Here is a 19,233-nt window from a genome sequence, read left to right as displayed (position 1 = left end):
AGAATTCGGTCAGTCGAGCAGGCGCGCGTCGCCCCAGGTCACGGGCAGCGCCGCATCGGGAGCGCTATCGGCGCGAGCGACCAGTTCGATCAGCTTGCGGCCGCGCACATCCGCCTCGATCATGGCGGGCGGATGGTTCAAGGCCATGGGCTGCGAGCGGGTCAGCAGGCGGCCGTCGCCATAGACCTCGAACACCACGCGTTGCGTTCGTGCCGTGGTGGAATCGTTGATCCCGACCGTGGCGACAAAACGCGACTGGCCAGGATTGCGTACTTCCAGCCGGGAATTGGCGAGCACACCCAGCCCGGTGTCATAGACTTTGCCCGCGATCCGCAGCGGCCGTCCGAACGGCGTGCGGTCCGCCTGCGCACCGCCCCAGCCGCCATATTGGGGATAGTCGCCGGGGCCCTTGGACCCGCCCCACGGACTGAGCTCGTGATGGATGGTCGGGTCGCCTTCGGGCGTGACGACGCCGTCCGCGGCCGGGTTCACATCGCCGGGCGTCTCCGACAGATAATGACCGGTCGCCAGCCGCCGTTTGCCCTTGACGCGGTAGATCAGCGTCTGATGCGGAGCGACGGTCAGCTTGGTCTCTCCGGTGAAGCTGGTCTTCTGCCCGGTCCATAGATCGGTCATCGCGACCGGCTGGTTGCCGAGCATCTTCAGGTGATCGGCGGTCAGCACCGGCTGGACGGGGGCGGCGGTACGGTTGAAGATCGCCACCGCCTTGTCGCCATTGGCCAGGGTCTTCACGAAGATCTGGACATCGTGCGAGAGATAGGCCGGCACCGCCTGATGGCCGGCGGGATCCTGGTTCAGCGCGATGATCGCCCGGTTGCCCAGCAGGGCCAGTTGCTCGGCATTGGCCTTGCGCAGGTCGAAGCCGATCAGCAGCGGCGCGTTCATCATCGCCCAGAGCGCAAAATGCGACCGTGCCTCGGTCATATGGTTCGCGTCGAAGTCACCCGATCCGATGAACAGCATGTCCGGGTCGTTCCAGCTATGCGGATGGGCATAGAGGGCGCGGGTCGCGCTGGTATCAAAATTGGTCAGCATCCGCGACCAATGGGCGGTGATGTCGTCGCTGGTGCGCGACACATTGCCGAGCTGCTTGGCCCAACTGCGTACATCGGCAGAGCCCCAGAGGCAGATCGAGAAGAGATAATCGCCGTCCGGATTCTCGCGCTTCAACGCCATCGCCACATGGTCGTACAGCGCACGGACCGCCGGGATGTCGGTGCGCGCCAGCGAGTTCATGTCGATCAGCGGCGCGAGTTCGCGATAATCGCCCTTACGGACATGCTCGGAATCCCGGCCCAGCCCGCGAATGCCGCAGCCATCGACCTTGATGTAATCGAACCCCCATTCGCGGAAATACAGCGCGATATCCTGGTCGATATGACCGTACAGCCCCACTTCGCGCTCGGCGATCGTGCCCTCCGGCTGATTGGCGAAGTTGGGGGTATAGACCTGGCCGCAACTGTTGCGCCCGATGTCGGAATAGATCCCGGCCTTGAACCCCATGGCATGGAGGCGATCGGTCAGCGGGCGAAAGCTGGTCTGCTGGTTCGGTCCCGCAGCGGCAGAGGGAAATTTGTCGGCGCGGATCACCAGCCGGCCGTCAGGCTGGCGACGGCGCAGCCACCAGCCGTCATCGATATTGATATAGCGATAGCCGGCGGCGGCCAGCCCCTTGTCGACGATCAACCTGGCCGAGGCCATGACCTTTTCCTCGTCGACATCGCTGTTGAACGCGTTCCAGCTATTCCAACCCATTGGCGGTAGCGCGGCCTGGCCGTCCTGGTTCGCGGTCCAGCGTCCGGTCGGGGCAAGCGGATCGGGTTTGGCCGGCACCGTCTGTGCGACCCCGGCGGCGGACAGACACACAAGCGCGGCCGCGCCTGCCAGATAGGCCTTTTTGATCCCGCGCATTCCCTCACCCGTCTTATTGTCGTTTGGCGTTATCTTGTCGGACTAATCCATGGCTGTCCAGTCAAGCATTTGAGCCAGCCTGTTTTTCCCGCCGAGGCTGGACATGGCCGTCTCAACTGGTACCGTTACCAAAAATAAGCTGGTCTGGGAGTGGGATAAGCATGAAGGCATGGCAGATGTCGGTGCTGGCGCTGATGCTGTCGGCGTCGCCGCAGGTGATGGCGCAGCAGGGCGCCGAGCCGGCAGTGCGGGCGGAGCAGGAGGCGAACGCCTTGGCCGCCACGCTGGTCGGCAAGATGACCACCGACGAAAAGCTCTATCAGTTGCTGAACACCGCGCCGGCCATCCCCCGGCTGGGCGTACCCGCCTATAATTGGTGGACGGAGTCGCTGCATGGCGCGCTGGGGCCGGTGCCGACCACCAACTTCCCCGAGCCTGTGGGGCTGGCCGCGACCTTCGACGATGCGCTGGTCGGCCGCGCGGCGCAGGCGATCAGCCGGGAGGTGAGGGGGCTTCACGCGCTGGCCCGGCAGACGGGCCGGCTGGGGCGGATCGGTACGGGGCTGGATAGCTGGTCGCCCAACATCAATATCTTTCGCGATCCCCGCTGGGGGCGGGGGCAGGAAACCTATGGCGAAGACCCGTTCCTGACCGCGCGCATGGGCGTCGCCTTCGTGCGTGGCATGCAGGGGACCGATCCGAACCGCATCGACGTCGTCGCGACCCCCAAACATTATGCCGTCCATAGCGGCCCGGAATCGACACGGCACGAGGCCAATGTTTATGTCTCGCAACATGATCTGGTCGACACCTATCTCCCCGCCTTTCGCGCGGCGATCGTCGAGGGGGGCGCGGGGTCGATCATGTGCGCCTATAACCGGATCGATGGTCAGCCGGCCTGTGCTAGCGACCTGCTGCTGAAAGACTATCTGCGCGGGAGATGGGGCTTTCGGGGCTATGTCGTCTCCGACTGCGACGCGGTGAAGGATATCGACGCCAATCACCATTATGCCCCCGATCCGGCCACGGCGGTCGCCGCCGCGATGCGCGCCGGGGTCGATAATGAGTGCAACAACGCGACGCTGACCGATACCGACGGGCTGACCAATCCCTATCGCGATGCGCTGGCGCGGGGGCTCATCTCGGTTGCCGATATCGACCGTTCGCTGACCCGCTTGTTCGCGGCGCGCTATCGCACCGGCGATCTGCCGGGCGTCCGGCCCCTGTCGATGCAGAGCAGCAGCCCGGCCGATATCGGCACGCCCGCGCATCAGGCGCTGGCACTGGAAACGGCCGAAAAGAGCCTCGTGCTTCTCAAGAACAAGGGCATCCTGCCGCTGAAGGCCCAGGCGCGGATTGCTGTGATCGGGCCTTTGGGCGATGCGACCCGCGTACTGCGCGGTAATTATTCGTCGTCGCTGTCCGGCCCCTCATTCTCGGTCATGGAGGGTTTGCGCCGTGCCATGCCGGAGGCGCAAGTCCGCTACGTCCCGTTCACCGAAACCTATACCGATGGCGATCTCATCCCGACCAGCGCGCTACAGACCCCGGATGGTCGACCGGGCCTGCTCGCCCGCTATTACAATGTCGAGGGGCGCATCCCCGAGCATTTCGCGCCCGGTGCGCTCGATGCATGGATCAAGGCGGCCAAGTTCGAGGATCGCCCGGTCGTCACCCGGGTCGAGGCCAATGCCGCCTCGCGCAGCCTGGATCTCTCTTCGGTCCGCGACGTCCACCGGGCGATCTGGACCGGCTTTCTCGTGCCGCCGGAGACGGGCCGCTACCGGCTGGGCATCGCCGGGTTCAACGGCGCGATGACCTTTGAGGGGCAGCCTTTCGTCGATCTTTCCAAGGCGTCGTGGAACAGCCTGCCGACCATGCGTACCGTGACGCTGGAGAAAGGTCGGCGCTATCCGATCAGCGTCACGACCGAGGCGCGCATCCTGACCGGCATCAACCTCGTTTGGAAACGCGTGTCCGACGATCCGGCGGCCGAACTGCGCACGGCGGCCAAGGACAGCGACGCCTTGGTCGCGGTGGTCGGCCTGACCTCCGACCTGGAGGCGGAGGAGGCACCGATTTCGGTCCCTGGCTTCAAGGGCGGCGACAAGACCACGCTCGACCTGCCCGCCGACCAACAGGCGCTGCTCGAACAGGCCAAGGCGACCGGCAAGCCGCTGATCGTCGTGCTGATGAACGGCAGCCCGGTGAACCTCGCCTGGGCGAAGGCGAATGCCGATGCGATCGTCGAGGCCTGGTATCCTGGGCAGGCGGGCGGCCTGGCGGTGGGCAACGTCCTGTCCGGCAAGACCAATCCAGCCGGGCGCCTGCCGCTGACCTTCTATCGCTCGGTCGAGGATCTGCCGGCCTTTGGCGACTATGCCATGAAGGGGCGCACCTATCGCTATTTCACCGGCACGCCGGTGTATCCCTTCGGCTATGGGCTCAGCTATACGAGTTTTGCCTATGCGCCGGTGAAACTGACGCCTGCCGTGACCGGAGTACAGGATGGACTGACCGTCACGACCGAGGTCCGCAATACCGGCCGGCGCGCCGGGGACGAGGTGGCGCAGCTCTATCTGAACTTCCCCAAGGTCGATGGCGCGCCTCGCGTGGCGCTGCGTGGGTTCCAGCGCGTGCATCTCGCACCCGGCGAGCGGCGGATGTTGCGCTTCACCCTCGACCCTCGCGACCTGAGCGCAGTCGATGCGGATGGTCACCGATTGGTGATGAAGGGCGATTACCGCGTCTCGGTCGGCTCGGGCCAACCGGATACGGGCGTGGCGGGACGCAGCGCGACCTTTGCCGTCGCCACACCCCGCCCGATTGCGGATTAAGGCCTCAGGCGAAGTCCGGTTCGCGCAGACGGACCGGACGCCCCGGCGATAGCATGATCCGCTTTTGCCGGTTCCCAAGCCGCACCACCCGCTCGCCCGCCACATCGCCGGTCAGCACCGCTGATACCAGTCGGCCATCCCGCCAGCGCAGATCGACCCGGCATCGCCCCCGCGCGCACAGCCCGCGGACCGACCCGGTGGGCCAGGCACGGGGCAGGGCGGGGAGCAGCAGCAGTTCGTCATCACGGCTCTGCATCAGCATCTCGACCACCGCGCGCGTGCCGCCGAAATTGCCGTCGATCTGAAAGGGCGGGTGCGAGTCGAAGAGATTGGGATAGGTACGCTGCGGCCCCAGCAGATAGGCGATGATCTTGTGCGCATGCTCGCCATCGTGCAGCCGCGCCCAGAGATTGGCGCGCCAGGCGGTCGCCCAGCCGGTCGACTGATCGCCACGCGTCTCGAGCGAGGTGCGCGCCGCTTGCGCTAGCGCCGGGGTTAGGTCGGGCGAAATCTGGTCGCTGGGGAACAGCGCATAGAGATGCGAGACGTGGCGGTGATGCGGATCGGGGGCGCGGGCGTCCCAATCCTCCTGCCATTCCTGCAATTGGCCGTCGCGACCGATTTTATCGGGGGCGAGGCGCGCACGGGTGGCGGTGACCTGGCGTGCGAAATCGGCATCGGTGTTCAGGATCGCGGCGGCTCTAGCGACCTGGTCGAACAGATCGCGCAGGATCTGCTGGTCCATCGCCGGCCCCGCGCAGATCGAGACGCCGGGGGAATGTTCGTTTTCGGGCGACAGCGACGGGCTGGTGACCAACTGCCCGGTCTTGGGATCGCTCTGCAGCGTGTCGAGGAAGAACAGCGCCGCCCCGCGCATCAGCGGATAGACCGAGGCGAGGAAGGCCGGGTCGCGGTGATAGTCGTAATGCTCCCATAAATGGGTGCACAGCCATGCGCCGCCGGTCGGCCACATGCCCCAGGGCGCGCCGTCGATCGGCGCGGTCGCGCGCCACAGATCACTATTGTGATGGCACACCCAGCCGCGTGCGCCATACATGTCCCGCGCGGTCCGCTCGCCGCTGATGGCCAGTTCGCGGACCATCTGCATCAGCGGCGCGACGCACTCGCCCAGGCCGGTCGGCTCGGCGGGCCAATAGTTCATCTCGGTGTTGATGTTGACGGTGTATTTGGAGCCCCATGGCGGATTGGTGCTCTCGTTCCACAGTCCTTGCAGATTGGCCGGTTGCCCACCCGCGCGGGAGGAGGCGATCAGCAGATAGCGGCCATAGTTGAAATAGAGCGTCGCGAGCGCCGGATCGTCGACCGCCCGGTCCGCGCGGACACGTTCATCGGTGGGGCGGAGGGCCTGCGGACTGGTGCCGAGGTCGAGCGTGACACGATGGTAGAGACGGCGATGTTCCGCGAGCGCGTCGGCCGCAAGTTTTGCGGCGCCCTTCGCGGCGGCTCGGTCGAGGGTGGCGGACACGGCCGCCAGCGGATCGCCGCCGAGGTCGCCGAAACGGCGATAGTTGGTCGCCATGGCCAGGAACAGGGTCACTTGCCGCGCTCCCCGCACGGCCAGCCCTTCGCCCAGCGTCACCGTGCCGCCGGCCGTCACCAGCTTCAGTTGTGCGGCGAAGCGGAGTGCCGCCTTGACCCCGGCATGGTCGGCATTGCGGCCCGTGATGGTCAGCCGCCCACCGGACGCATCGACACGAACATCCTGCTGCGGTGACGATAAAGCGACGTCCAGATCGAAAGGGCGGTCCGCCTCAATCCGTATCATCAGCACTTGATCGACCGGCGAGGCGATCACCGTTCGCCGATGGGTCACGCCATTCGCGGTGAAATGCGTGGTTGCGGTCGCCGTGTCGAGGTCGAGCTGGCGCTGATAGTCGCGTGCATCGCCCTCGTTCAGCCCCGGCCAAGTCAGGATCAGGTCGCCCAGCGGCTGATAGGGCATTTGCGTGCGCGGCGTGCCGATCAGTGTCTTATCCGCAAGCGCCTGAGCCTCCTTCAGCCGGCCTGCCGCGATCAGCCGCCGTACTTCCGGCAAGGCGGTACGGGCGGCGGGGTTGATCGGATCATAGGGCCCACCCGCCCAGAGGCTGTCCTCGTTGAGTTGCAGCCGCTCACGCGCGATGCCGCCGAAGACCATCGCGCCCATCCGGCCATTGCCGATCGGCAGGGCCTCGGTCCACGCCTTGGCCGGTGCGCGGTACCATAATATATGGGTTGGATCGGGCGTGGCGATGGACGCTGCGCCCACCGGCTTGACCAGGGCACCACTCAAAGCACCCGCCGCCAATCCATGCAGGACGCCGCGCCGCGACGCCCGCATCAGCGACGGCCCACCGGCTGGCCGACCAGCGTCTTGCCGAAAAAGGGCAGGACCTTGTCCTGGAAGCGCACGCCGATCCGGTTGACGTGATCCCCGTCGTAAACCTCGAACTGATGGGCGATGCCATAGCGATCGAGCGTTTCATGCAGCGCCTCGGCATCCGGCTTCAGACCGTCCTGCGATCCGACATCCAGCCCTATCGCCCGGTAGCTGCGCAGGGGCGCGATATATTGGTCGACAAAGGCCAACGGCGTATTGGCCAGCCACTTCGCCATGATGTCGTCGCGCAGCTTGCCGTCCTTGATCGGCAGGTCGAGATAGAGCGGCGGGTTCTTAGGGTTGGGCGACCAGGCGGCCGAGGCGGCGAGCATCGCGCGCTGCCCCCAGTTCAACTTGGCGGAGTCCTTCGGCGAGGTCAGGCTGGTCAGCGCCGCCTCATTCTGCGCATCTGGACGCGCCATGGCGCGCGGCGACAGGCAACAGGGGCTCATCATATAGATGGCGCCATACATATCGGCATGCTTCATTCCGATCCGCGCGGTGCCATAGCCGCCCATGGAATGGCCGATCAGCCCGCGCGCCTCGCGCCGGGGGATGGTGCGATATCGGGCATCGATCGCGGCGATCAGGTCATGGCTGATGAACCGCTCGAAATCGCCGACCGTCTGCGACGAGGAATACATCGACCCGTTGTGCATCGTCTTGCTGTCGGGAAAGACGATGATCATCGGCGCCACCCCGCGCGCGAACGCGCCCTCGATCGAGGCGGGGACATGGATTTCGCTGGTCCACTGCTCCGCCCCGATCGAATAGCCATGGAGCGCGTAGACGACCGGATAGCGGCGGTTCTTCTCGGCGGCATAGCGCGGCGGCAGCACGACGATGACGTCGCGGTCGGCGCTGTTGCCCTCCAGATTGGTTTCGATGGCGGCGGAATGGACCTTGATCCGCTCGACCGTCACCGGCTTGGCACCGGGCACCGTGGCGGGTGCCTGGGTCGCCATCTGAGCGGGGGCGGCGGCCAGCGGCATCAGCGTCAAAGCGGCGGCCAGCATCCACCGGGCGCGGGAAGAGCGTAGGGCCATGCGTGTCATCCTCTGTCCTGGATTCGTGCCGACCTGACGGGGTCGGTCTGTCTCAGATATCGTTACCAACAATGCGTGCCGATCGATGTCAAGCATTGCCGTGGCGCATGATCGGGTCGAGGGTCTTACCAACCGACTGCGTCGCGAAAACGCCAAACCGATCTTGCATCCTTTCATGTGATAGCGCTATCGTTATTTGACAGCTCCAAAGATGGGGCGATGGGAGAGGTAAGCGATGAAGCGCTTGATGATGGCCAGCGTGGCCGTGCTGGGTCTGTGCACGGCGGGCTGCGGAACGTCGAACGAGGCCGGTAATACGGCGCAAGCCAATGCCACCACTGCATCGAACGACAGCAACCCGACCGCGCCCGATGGCCGTCACTATCTCTCGCAGCCGCTGGTGCGGGACATCTTTACCGCCGACCCGTCCGCGCATGTCTGGAACGACGGGAAGATGTACATCTACCCGAGCCACGACATCCCGACCGAGACCAAGGATGACGATCTCGGCAACCAATATGCGATGCGCGATTACCGGGTGTTGCGCATGGATGAACCGGGCGGTCCGGTTACCATTGGCCCCGTCGCGCTCGACGTGAAGGATGTACCTTGGGCGTCGCAGCAAATGTGGGCGCCCGATGCCGCCTATAAGGACGGCACCTATTATCTCTATTTCCCAGCGCGCGATAAGTCGAAGGACAAGAACGGCCTGGGCGCGTTCCGCATCGGCGTCGCGACCTCGAAGAATCCAATGGGCCCGTTCAAGGCCGAGCCCGAGGCGATCCCCGGCAGCTTCTCGATGGACCCGGCCGTCTTCCAGGACGCCGACGGCACGGCCTATATGTATTTCGGTGGTATCTGGGGCGGCCAGCTTCAACGCTGGAAGGACGGCAAATATGACCCGAACGGCAGCGACACCGACCTGAAGCAGGACGACCAGCCCGCCATTTCGGGCAAGATCGCCAAGATGAACCCGGACATGAAGACCTTCGCGGAAACCCCGCGCGACGTCGTTATTCTCGATGAGAAGGGCAAGCCGGTGCTCGGCGGCGACCATGACCGCCGCTTCTTCGAGGCGTCCTGGGTCTTCAAGCGCGACGGCAAATATTATTACACCTATTCGACCGGCGACACGCATTTCCTGAACTATGCGATCGGCACCAGTCCGTATGGCCCGTTCACCTATAAGGGGCATATCCTGAAACCCGTGCAAGGCTGGACCAGCCATCATTCGATCGTCGAATGGAAGGGCAAGTGGTGGCTTTTCTACGCCGATACCCAATTGTCCAACAAGAACCATCTGCGTAACGTCAAGATGACAGAGTTGAGGTTCAACCTGGACGGCACGATTCCGACCATCGATCCGTTCGTGAAGTAAAGGACGCGGATGTTCTTGGGCATTGATATCGGTACGTCGGGCGTGAAGGCCGTCGTGCTGGATGAACTTGGTGCCGTGGTGGGGCAGGGGACGGCAGCGCTGACCGTCCAGCGGCCCCACCCGCTCTGGTCCGAACAGGACCCGGAAGCGTGGTGGCAGGCGACGACGGCCGCCGTTCGGGCGATCGATCCGGCGGTCCGTCGGGCGGTGCGCGGCATCGGTCTGGCCGGGCAGATGCACGGCGCCACGTTGCTGGGGGCGGACGACCAGCCGCTGCGCCCCGGTATCCTGTGGAATGACGGGCGCAGCCATGCCGAATGCACGGAGCTGGAGGCTAGGGCCCCCGATCTTCACCGCATCGCGGGCAATCTCGCCATGCCGGGCTTCACCGCGCCCAAGCTGCTCTGGGTGGCGCATCACGAACCAGAAACGTTTTCGGCGATTCGCACCGTGCTGCTGCCCAAGGATTATGTCCGGCTGCGCATGACCGGCGAGAAGGCGTCCGACGTGTCGGATGCGGCGGGCACCTTGTGGCTCGATGTCGCCGCGCGCCAGTGGAGTGACGAGATCCTCGCCGCCACCGGCCTGACCCGTGACCAGATGCCGCAGGCGGTCGAGGGAACGGACCAGACGGGGCGCCTTCGGGCCGATGTCGCGGAGGCCTGGGGGATCGATCAGGTACCGGTCGCTGGCGGTGGTGGCGACAATGCCGCCGGCGCGGCGGGGGTGGGCGTGGTCAAGGATGGCGACGCGCTGTTGTCGCTGGGCACGTCAGGCGTGATCTTCGCCGCGACCAAGGCGTTCCGACCCAATCCGGCGGGCGCGGTCCATGCCTTTTGCCACTGTCTGCCGGACGTCTGGCATCAGATGTCGGTGCATCTGTCGGCGGCGGCCTGTATCGACTGGGTCGCGCGGCTGACCGGCACGCCGGGGGCGGCCGAACTCTTCGCCCGTGCCGAAAGCGTTGGCCCGGCGAGCGGCCCCGAAATCTTCCTGCCCTATCTCTCGGGCGAGCGGACGCCACATAACGATGCCGAGGTTCGCGGCGCGTTCCTGGGGCTCGACCATGACACCACGCCCGAGCGGCTGGCGCAGGCGGTGCTGGAGGGCGTGGCCTTCGCGCTCGCCGATGGCCTGTCGGTGTTGCGTGACGCCGGAACCGAGCTGTCGCAACTGTCGGTCATCGGCGGTGGGGCGCGCTCCTCCTATTGGGGCCAGACCCTGGCCGCCGCGCTGAATGTCGAGCTCGTCTATCTGAAGGGTGGCGAGGTCGGTCCGGCGCTGGGGGCCGCGCGGCTTGCCCAACTGGCGGTCGACGGCGGCTCGCCGGAAGAGGTCTGCGCGCCGCCACCCGTCAGCCACACTATCACTCCCGACCCCGCGCTCGCCGAGCGCTTCGCCCTCAAGATCGCGCATTTCCGCGACAGCTATTCCCGCATCACTCCGAGGAATTCCTAATATGGCTACCGACTTTTTCGCCGATATCCCGACGATCGCTTATGAAGGGCCGGACAGCGACAATGAGCTGGCCTACCGCTTCTACGACAAGAACCGCGTCGTGCTGGGCAAGACGATGGAGGAGCATCTCCGTTTCGCGGCCTGCTTCTGGCACACCTTCTGCTGGCCGGGTTCGGACGTGTTCGGTGGCGGCACCTTCAACCGTCCCTGGCATGCCGGCGCGAACGACAGTGCGGCCGCCGCGCAGAAGCGGGAAGTGGCGTTCGACTTCTTCTCGAAGCTCGACATCCCCTATTACTGTTTCCACGACGTCGACGTGATGGCCGATGCCCAGGGCGTTGCCGAGCATCGCCGCTATTTCGCCGAAGCGGTCGACCATCTCGAAAAGCTGCAGGCTTCCTCGGGCCGCAAGCTGCTTTGGGGCACCGCCAATCTCTTCAGCCATCCGCGCTTCGCCGCCGGTGGCGCGACCAACCCGGACCCCGAAGTCTATGCGTTCGGCGCGATGCAGGTCCGCGACGCGCTGGAAGCGACGCACCGTCTGGGCGGCTCGAACTATGTGCTGTGGGGCGGTCGCGAGGGTTACGAGACGCTGCTCAACACCAACATGAAGCGCGAGCTCGACAATCTGGGCCGCTTCCTGACCCTGGTGGTCGAGCACAAGCACAAGATTGGCTTCAACGGCACCATCCTGATCGAGCCGAAGCCGCACGAGCCGACCAAGCACCAGTATGACTTCGACACGGCGACCGTATACGGCTTCCTCAAAGCCTATGGCCTCGAGAACGAAGTGAAGGTCAATATTGAGGCGAACCACGCCACGCTGGCCGGCCATACCTTCGAGCATGAGATCGCGACGGCGGGTGCGCTGGGCATCTTCGGGTCGATCGACGCCAATCGTGGCGATCACCAGAATGGCTGGGACACGGACCAATTCCCGAACTCCGTCGAGGAACTGACGCTCGCCGTGCTGGAGATCATCCGCGCGGGCGGCTTCACCACTGGCGGCTTCAACTTCGACGCCAAGGTGCGTCGCCAGTCGATGGACGCAGTCGACCTGTTCCACGGTCATATCGGCGGCATCGACGTGGTGGCCAAGGGCCTGCTCAACGCCGCCGCGCTGATCGAGGACGGCCGTCTGGATGCGATCAAGGCCGAGCGCTATGCCGGTTGGGAGGGCGACTTCGGTCAGCAGATTGGTGGCCTCGACCTGGCCGGGATCGCCGACCTCGCGGAGCGAAATGCGATCGATCCCAAGCCCCGTTCGGGCCGTCAGGAGCGGATCGAGAATATCGTCAACCGCATCGTTCATTCGGGCAAGTAAGCGGTCGGGCCGGGTGAGCCGGTCTGGCTGATTTGGGGGGGGGGGGCGTGTCCGTTATTCGGATACGCCCCCCTTTTTTTGGCTGGCGGATTCCCTTGGCCTTCGACTTCGCTTAGGCTGAACGGCGCGTCGGGAATAATTCGCCGCGGACCCGATGCCGATCGCGTTCGACTCTGCCGGCCCATAGCGGTGCTGCTCGACGCACACAGCCTGCATCCCTACCTCCGTTCAGCCTGAGCGAAGTCGAAGGCCGAGGGAGGCCATGGCGATCATGTCGCCCTTCACTTCCTCCCCAAGCCAAGCCCGGGGAGGAGCGCCGGATGACGCCAAGCCGGCTTACACCACCCCATTCGCCGCCATATCCCGCAGCGCATCATGGAATCGGCCAATGGCGGCGGTGTTGAACCCGGCAATGTTGATACGACCCGAACCGGCCATATAGATACCATGCCGATCGCGCAGCCATTCAACTTGGGCGGGCGATAGCGGCAGAGTGGCGAACATGCCCTTGCCATGCGCGACCGCGGCCAGATCGACCGCACCGATCCGACCGCCCTCGGCCAGCCTTGCCCGCAGACCGGCGAGCCGCGCGCGCATCGCTTCCAACTCGTCACGCCATTCGCGGGTCAGTGCTTCGTCTTCCAGGATGATACGGACGATCGCCGCGCCATGATCGGGCGGCATCGACCAGTTGGCCCGCGCCAGCGCCAGCAGGTTCGACAACACCACTGTGCCCGCATCCGCATCGGGTACGATCGCGAAAAGCGCGCCGGTGCGTTCGCGATACAGACCGAAATTCTTGTCGCAGGAATAGGCGAGCAGCGCCTCCGGCACCGCCGCCAGGATCGCGCGAGCGCCCGCCGCATCGACGTCGAAGCCATCGCCCAGTCCCTGATAGGCGAGATCGACGACGGGAATCATCTTCTGCTTGGCGATTCGCTCGGCGATAGCGGTCCAGCCGGCGGCATCGGGATCGATGCCGATCGGATTATGACAGCAACCATGGAGCAGCACGGCATCGCCCTCGGCCGCGCCATCCAGCCCGGCCAGGAACCCTTCCAGATCGAAAGTCTGGCTGGTCAGGTCATAGCAGGGGATCATCGCCGGCTCGACACCCGCCTGGCGGAAGATTGGGGCGTGGTTGGCCCAGCTCGGGCTGCCGATCCAGATGCGGGCGACACCCGCTCGCGCCAGCACTTCGGCGGCGAGGCGAAGTGCACCCGTGCCGCCGGGAGTCTGCAAGCCGACATAGCGATCGCTGGGCACCGCCTCGCCGATCACGATCCGACCCAGCGCATGGACGAAGCCGATATCACCTTCCGGTCCCAGATAGGATTTGCTGACCTGGGTTTCGAGCAGTCGCGCTTCGGCCGCCTTGACCGCCGTCATCACCGGTGTCCGACCCTCTTCGTCGCGGAAGACGCCGACGCCGAGGTCGATCTTGCCGGGGCGCGGGTCGGCGGCATGCTGGCCGATGATCTTCAGCAGGGGGTCGTCGGGTTGGCGGATCAGAGTCGCGAAACGCATGGAAAGGCCTTTTAGAGATAAGGGCCGGCACCATAGGGCCATGGTCGCGAAATGGAATGCGGAGCTGTCCTGTTCCTCGAGCGAAAGGTTTGGCGGCCCATATCTTACCTGCTTGGCGAAAATGAGGCCGGATCGGCTCCGACCACCCGGCGATGGGCTCCAGTCGTCGCGTTTAAGTGCCCAAATTCCAAAAAAATCGTTAGATTGATGTGTATTATGGAGTTTGGGATTTAATTCTCCCTATATCTTTTCGGACGGGCAACGTTACTGGAAAGTTATGGTCGTATGCCAAGGCCATGCTCCCATATGGGGAGTGAAGGCTTCCCAACGTCCCGTCTATGCCGCGCTCCAATTCCAACGACAGGTAATGACGTTCCCCTGCGTCATCGCACCCGCGCGTCCGCTCGGGGCCTGTCGGTGGCCCGATGAGGATAGTCCGTGATGAACATCGAGCAATCGCCGAGCCCCTGTTCCTTTCTCGATGCCCTATGCTCGCGATCCCACAGCGTGCGGCAGGGCGATGGCGGCCGCAAGACCGGGGAGCGTCCGGCATGACCCGCACCATGATGCGCCCCATCGCCCGCTCGTCGCCGGCGCTGAACCGGCTGTCGAAACTGGCCCCCTTGGACGCGCCGGCCCTGGCGGCCCTGACCGAGGCGATGGCCCGGCCGCAAGTGTTGCGTCCGCGCCGCGACCTGCTGGTCGAGGGGCGGGATGTCGCTGGGCCGCAATGGATCCTGAACGGATGGGCGGCGCGCGTCCGCATCCTCCCGGATGGACGGCGGCAGTTTCTCAACTTCCTTCTGCCGGGCGATTTGGTCGGCCTCTATCATCACAGCCGTCCGATCTCGCCGACGACCATCGTTACCCTGACCGAGGTGACGGTCTGCGTGCCGCCCGCTTTGGGAAGCCATGCGATGCTGGACGAGGCCTATGCGGTCAGCCACGCCTTGGACGAAGCGCATCTGCTGGCGCAGATCGCACGGCTCGGGCGGATGAACGCCATGGAGCGGATCGGCGACCTGATGCTCGAACTGCATGAGCGGTTGAGCCTCAGCGAGTTGACGCAGGGGCGCAGCTATGAACTGCCGATCACCCAGGAGACCTTGGCCGATGCGCTCGGTTTGACGGCGGTCCATGTCAACCGGATGCTTCAGGCCGCGCGGCGCGCCGGCGATCTGATCTGGTCGACGCGTTCGATGACGATCCCCGATCCCAAGCAACTGGCACGCAAGGTGGGACGGGCGGCAGTCAAGGTGGTGGCTCCTTGACCGGCCATTCGTCGTCCGGATGCAACATGTGATGATCCGCATCATTGACGCGCATCAAGATACTGAAAAACCGTCTTAAATCGAGGAACATCCTGCTGTGCCCGACGCTGTCGGGTCAAGAGCAAGGAGAGCCCGATGTCAGACATCGCCGATCGACCCTTTGACGATGCGCCGTTAACCACGGCGAAGGATCAGGGGGCGGCCGTCCGGATCGCCACGCATGAGGCGATCGAGGATCGCGGCCATAGCCTGACCGCCTGCGCCACCACGATCCGCCGTCCGGCGGGCGAGCTTTATGCCTGGTGGCGCGACTTTTCCAATCTGGCCAGCATCATGGAGAATGTCGAGCGGATCGATGTGATCGATGCCCAACGCTCGCATTGGGTGGTGAAGGCGCCGGGCGGGGCGACGGTCGAATGGGATGCGGTCGTCACCGAAGAAGAGGAAGGGCGGCGGATCGCCTGGGCCTCCGCCGAGGGTGCCGATATCGCCAATTCCGGGCGCGTGACCTTTCAGGAGGCCGGCGCGCGCGGCACGGTCGTGACCGCGACCATCCTTTACGACCCGCCCGCCGGCGTGATCGGCAAGCTGGTCGCCAAGCTCTTCCAGCGCGAACCCGCCATTCAGGCCCGCCGCGATCTCGCCCGGTTCAAGCAACTGATGGAAACCGGCGAGGTGGCCACCAACGCCATGAACCCCAAGCAGCGCGAGGAGCAGGGCGCATGAAGGCACTGACCTGGCACGGCAAGCACGATGTCCGCATCGACAATGTCGACGATCCCAAGATCGTCAATCCACGTGACGCGATCATCAAGGTGACGGCGACCGCCATCTGCGGTTCCGACCTGCATCTCTACGATGGCTATATCCCGACCATGCACTCGGGCGATATTCTCGGCCATGAGTTCATGGGCGAGGTGGTCGAGACGGGCTCCGCCTCGACGCTCAAAAAGGGGCAGAAAGTCGTGGTGCCGTTCACCATCGCCTGCGGCTCCTGCTATCATTGCGGCAAGCACCAATATTCGGGATGCGAGAATGGCAACCCGGCCGACAATCAGGACATTGCCCGCGAACTCTATGGCCATCCGATGGCCGCGCTATTCGGCTATAGCCATATGACCGGCGGCTATGCGGGCGGTCAGGCGGAATATGTCCGCGTGCCGTTCAGCGATACCGGCCCGATCGTCATCCCGGACGGCGTGGAGGACGAGAAGGTTCTGTTCCTATCCGACATTCTCCCCACCGGCTGGATGGCGGCGGAGAATGCGCAGATCGAGCCGGGCGATATCGTCGCGGTCTGGGGCTGTGGCCCGGTGGGGCTGTTCGCGGTTCAGTCGGCGTTCCTGATGGGCGCGGAGCGGGTGATCGCGATCGACCATTTCCCGCATCGTCTGGAACTCGCGCGTCAATTCGGTGCGGAGACGATCAATTTCGAGCAGACCGACACCTATGACGCGCTGATGCAGATGACCGGAGGGATTGGACCCGACGCGGTGATCGACTCTGTCGGGCTGGAGGCGCACGGGCTGTTCGTCGACAATGCGATCGACCAGATCAAGGCGTCGACCTTCCTGGGCACCGATCGAATCCACGCCATTCGTCAGGCGATCATCGCGTGCCGCAAGGGTGGCCGGGTGTCGATGCCCGCCGTCTATGGCGGCTTCGTCGACAAATTCCCGCTGGGCGCCTTCATGCAGAAGGGGCTGACGCTCAAGACCGGCCAGACGCATGTGCAGCATTATCTACCCGGACTCCTCGACGCGATCATGGAGGGGAAGATCGATACGACCTTCCTCATCTCGCACCGCCTGCCGTTGGAACAGGCGCCGGAGGGTTACCGGATGTTCCATGACAAGCAGAATGAAGTGACCAAGGTCGTTCTCAAACCCGGTCAATGAGGAGCGACGCCATGGCAGGGAAATTCGCAATCGTGACCGGTGCATCGACCGGCATCGGCTATCATCTGGCGGCCTGTGCGGCGCGCGAGGGCTATGATCTGGTGATCGTCGCCGACGAGCCCGCCATCCATGCCGCCGCGAGCAAGCTGGCGGCGGAAGGTGCGCAGGTTCAGGCGGTCGAGGCCGATCTGGCGACGCTGGAGGGCGTGGACACGCTGCTGGCGACGGCGGATGGTCGGCGGATCGATGTGCTGTGCGCCAATGCGGGAAACAGCAGGGGCGGGGCTTTCCTCGACCAGTCGGTGGAGGACTGGCGCCGCTCGATCGACACCAATGTGACCGGCACCGTTTATCTGCTGCAACGCGTGTTGTCGGCGATGGTCCGGCACGGCGAGGGCAAGGTGCTGGTGACCGGATCGATCGTCGGCTTCATCCCCGGCCCCTTCAACGCGATCTATAATGCGACCAAGGCGTTCATCGACAACTTCACCGAGGCGCTTCGCAACGAGTTGAAGGATGAGGAGAGGGTCACCCTGACCACCCTGATGCCGGGGCCGACCGAGACCGAGTTCTTCGCCCGCGCCGACATGCTCGACACCAATGTCGGTCAAAGCAAGAAGGACGACCCCGCCGAGGTCGCCCGTAAGGGCTGGGACGCGATGATGGCGGGCGAGGGGCATATCGTCCCGGGCCTGAAGAACAAGGCGCAGGTCGCCGGGTCCGGGATCGTCCCCCAGGCCGTGCTGGCCGAAGCGCACCGCAAGATCGCCGAGCCCGGCTCAGGCCATCGCTGAACCATCGAGGAGACGGATCATGGGTTTGTTCACCAAGGATATCGCGACGCTGGACGATCTGTTCGTCCATCAATTGCAAGACATCTACTATGCCGAGCATCAAATCCTGAAGGCCCTGCCGAAGATGATCGACAAGGCGACCGCCCCCTCTTTGAAGGCCGGGTTCGAGCAGCATCTGCGCGAGACCGAAGGACAGGTCGAGCGGCTCGAGCGCGTCTTCGCAATGCATGGGCACACGCCCAAGGCCGTTACCTGTCCCGCGATCGATGGCATCATCAAGGAAGCCAATGAAGTCGCGGGCGAGGTCGCTGACAAGCGGGTGCTCGACGCGGCGCTGATCGCGGCGGCGCAGGCGGTCGAGCATTATGAGATCGCGCGCTATGGCACGCTCGTTGCCTGGGCACGGCAATTGGGGCGGAGCGACTGCGCGGCGATCCTGGACGAGACGCTGGCCGAGGAAAAGGCGACCGACGAGAAGCTGACCACCATGGCCGAAGGTGGCGCGAACGCAGCGGCGCAAACTGCCGAACACGCCTGACGCCAGGGCACCGTCGCCGGATCACCCTTACCCGGCGGCGGTGCCTTATCCCAGCCCGATCAATGGGCGAAGTGGGTGACGCCAAGCATCAACAGGATGCCCAGGATGCTCGCCAGGCTGGTACGCAGCTTGGGATCAAGGGCCCGGCTGCGCGGTACCAGTTCGCATGCGCCGATATAGAGGAAGATGCCCGCAAACACGCCCATCATCGGCGCGAGCATTGCCGCCGGAATAACGATGGCCAGCCCCAGGAGCACGCCCAGCATGGGGGCGACGCCGTTCACCACCAGCCAGCGCCGCGCCGCCGCCTCGGACCGTGCGGCCAGGCTGAGGCTGACGGTGTTGACGCCGTCCGCGACGTCATGGGTCAGCACGGCGAGCGCAATCATCCAACCGGCGCTCGTATCGATCTGAAACGCCAGCCCGATGCCGAGCCCATCCATCAGACTATGCAGACACAGCATCGCCGGGCCCAGATGACCGCGCCAGGATTGCTCCGCGCGGGGAATGCCGGCCAGGACGCGGTCGAGCAGCATATAGCCACCCAGTCCCATCGCCATGAAGATCATCAGGCTGCGCACCGACCAGCGATCGCCGGCCAGGTCCATGGCCTCCGGAACGAGATCGAATAGCGCCACGCCGATCACGATGCCGGCCGTCACCCCTAGGATCAATCCGATCCGATGGCGCAGCCGAAGCGCCAGCAATCCACCTGCCAACGTCGCCACCATGGCCGCTAGCCCGAAGGCGAGAGGGATCAACGTCATCGGGCGACGACCTGCGGCCGAGGCCTGGGGCAAGGGGAGGACAGGTGCAGCATCATCCGCCCATGGACCAGCCCATGTAACGT

14 protein-coding genes are annotated in these 19,233 nt (G+C 64.9%); 9 read left to right on the top strand and 5 right to left on the bottom strand.

Features of this window, described 5'->3' with window-relative positions; genetic code table 11:
- Positions 1–9: 9 nt before the first annotated feature.
- A complete protein-coding gene (locus tag SP6_RS05935; protein ID WP_007403207.1) occupies positions 10–1,932 on the bottom strand; it encodes an NPCBM/NEW2 domain-containing protein in 1,923 nt (640 codons plus the stop codon).
- 161 nt (positions 1,933–2,093) lie between these two features.
- On the opposite strand from SP6_RS05935, the gene SP6_RS05930 reads away from it, so the two are divergent.
- Complete coding sequence (locus tag SP6_RS05930) at positions 2,094–4,769, top strand: glycoside hydrolase family 3 C-terminal domain-containing protein (RefSeq protein WP_113667784.1); 2,676 nt, start codon at positions 2,094–2,096, stop codon at positions 4,767–4,769.
- 4 nt (positions 4,770–4,773) lie between these two features.
- Here the strand turns inward: SP6_RS05930 and SP6_RS05925 are convergent, their stop codons facing one another.
- The gene (locus SP6_RS05925; RefSeq protein WP_037567484.1) at positions 4,774–7,110 is read right to left on the bottom strand and encodes a glycoside hydrolase family 95 protein; all 2,337 of its coding nucleotides are present in this window, start codon (positions 7,108–7,110) and stop codon (positions 4,774–4,776) included.
- Positions 7,110–8,195 (bottom strand): alpha/beta hydrolase, encoded by a 1,086-nt coding sequence (locus SP6_RS05920; RefSeq protein WP_037567486.1) that lies wholly within the window; start codon positions 8,193–8,195, stop codon positions 7,110–7,112. The genes SP6_RS05925 and SP6_RS05920 overlap by 1 nt, the downstream gene beginning before the upstream one ends.
- Positions 8,196–8,430: 235 nt before the next feature.
- Here SP6_RS05920 and SP6_RS05915 point away from each other — a divergent pair, with 235 nt between their 5' ends.
- Genes SP6_RS05915 through xylA form a run of 3 tightly spaced genes read left to right on the top strand, consistent with a single transcriptional unit; the run spans position 8,431 to position 12,355 of the window.
- Positions 8,431–9,573 carry a glycoside hydrolase family 43 protein gene (locus SP6_RS05915; protein ID WP_037567487.1) on the top strand — a complete coding sequence of 381 codons (1,143 nt, stop codon included), beginning with the start codon at positions 8,431–8,433 and terminating at the stop codon, positions 9,571–9,573.
- Positions 9,574–9,582: 9 nt separating this feature from the next.
- A complete protein-coding gene (gene xylB / locus SP6_RS05910) occupies positions 9,583–11,031 on the top strand; it encodes a xylulokinase (RefSeq protein ID WP_007403495.1) in 1,449 nt (482 codons plus the stop codon).
- Between the two features lies 1 nt (position 11,032).
- On the top strand, positions 11,033–12,355 hold the full coding sequence (gene xylA / locus SP6_RS05905; RefSeq protein WP_007403470.1) for a xylose isomerase: 1,323 nt from the start codon (positions 11,033–11,035) through the stop codon (positions 12,353–12,355).
- A 336-nt stretch (positions 12,356–12,691) separates the two neighbouring features.
- On the opposite strand, the gene SP6_RS05900 is transcribed toward xylA, so the two are convergent.
- A complete protein-coding gene (locus SP6_RS05900) occupies positions 12,692–13,882 on the bottom strand; it encodes an amino acid aminotransferase (RefSeq protein ID WP_007403227.1) in 1,191 nt (396 codons plus the stop codon).
- Between the two features lie 551 nt (positions 13,883–14,433).
- On the opposite strand from SP6_RS05900, the gene SP6_RS05895 reads away from it, so the two are divergent.
- The 5 genes from SP6_RS05895 (at position 14,434) to SP6_RS05875 (ending at position 18,383) form a co-directional block, all read left to right on the top strand.
- On the top strand, positions 14,434–15,153 hold the full coding sequence (locus tag SP6_RS05895) for a Crp/Fnr family transcriptional regulator (protein ID WP_007403357.1): 720 nt from the start codon (positions 14,434–14,436) through the stop codon (positions 15,151–15,153).
- 135 nt (positions 15,154–15,288) lie between these two features.
- Positions 15,289–15,879, top strand: a complete 591-nt coding sequence (locus tag SP6_RS05890) for an SRPBCC family protein (RefSeq protein WP_007403344.1) — start codon at positions 15,289–15,291, stop codon at positions 15,877–15,879.
- Positions 15,876–17,051 carry a zinc-dependent alcohol dehydrogenase gene (locus SP6_RS05885; protein WP_007403363.1) on the top strand — a complete coding sequence of 392 codons (1,176 nt, stop codon included), beginning with the start codon at positions 15,876–15,878 and terminating at the stop codon, positions 17,049–17,051. The genes SP6_RS05890 and SP6_RS05885 overlap by 4 nt, the downstream gene beginning before the upstream one ends.
- Before the next feature lie 11 nt (positions 17,052–17,062).
- Positions 17,063–17,845 (top strand): SDR family NAD(P)-dependent oxidoreductase, encoded by a 783-nt coding sequence (locus SP6_RS05880; RefSeq protein ID WP_007403349.1) that lies wholly within the window; start codon positions 17,063–17,065, stop codon positions 17,843–17,845.
- 19 nt (positions 17,846–17,864) lie between these two features.
- On the top strand, positions 17,865–18,383 hold the full coding sequence (locus SP6_RS05875; RefSeq protein ID WP_007403508.1) for a YciE/YciF ferroxidase family protein: 519 nt from the start codon (positions 17,865–17,867) through the stop codon (positions 18,381–18,383).
- Positions 18,384–18,442: 59 nt separating this feature from the next.
- Here SP6_RS05875 and SP6_RS05870 read toward each other — a convergent pair whose 3' ends face one another.
- Positions 18,443–19,150 (bottom strand): ZIP family metal transporter, encoded by a 708-nt coding sequence (locus SP6_RS05870; protein WP_007403321.1) that lies wholly within the window; start codon positions 19,148–19,150, stop codon positions 18,443–18,445.
- Between the last annotated feature and the right edge of the window lie 83 nt (positions 19,151–19,233).

This window comes from Sphingomonas paucimobilis NBRC 13935 (genome assembly GCF_000739895.2).
GTDB classification, from domain to species: Bacteria; Pseudomonadota; Alphaproteobacteria; order Sphingomonadales; family Sphingomonadaceae; genus Sphingomonas; species Sphingomonas paucimobilis.
The sequence above is the reverse complement of the archived record's forward strand: the minus strand, read 5'-3'. Positions and strand labels throughout refer to the sequence as shown.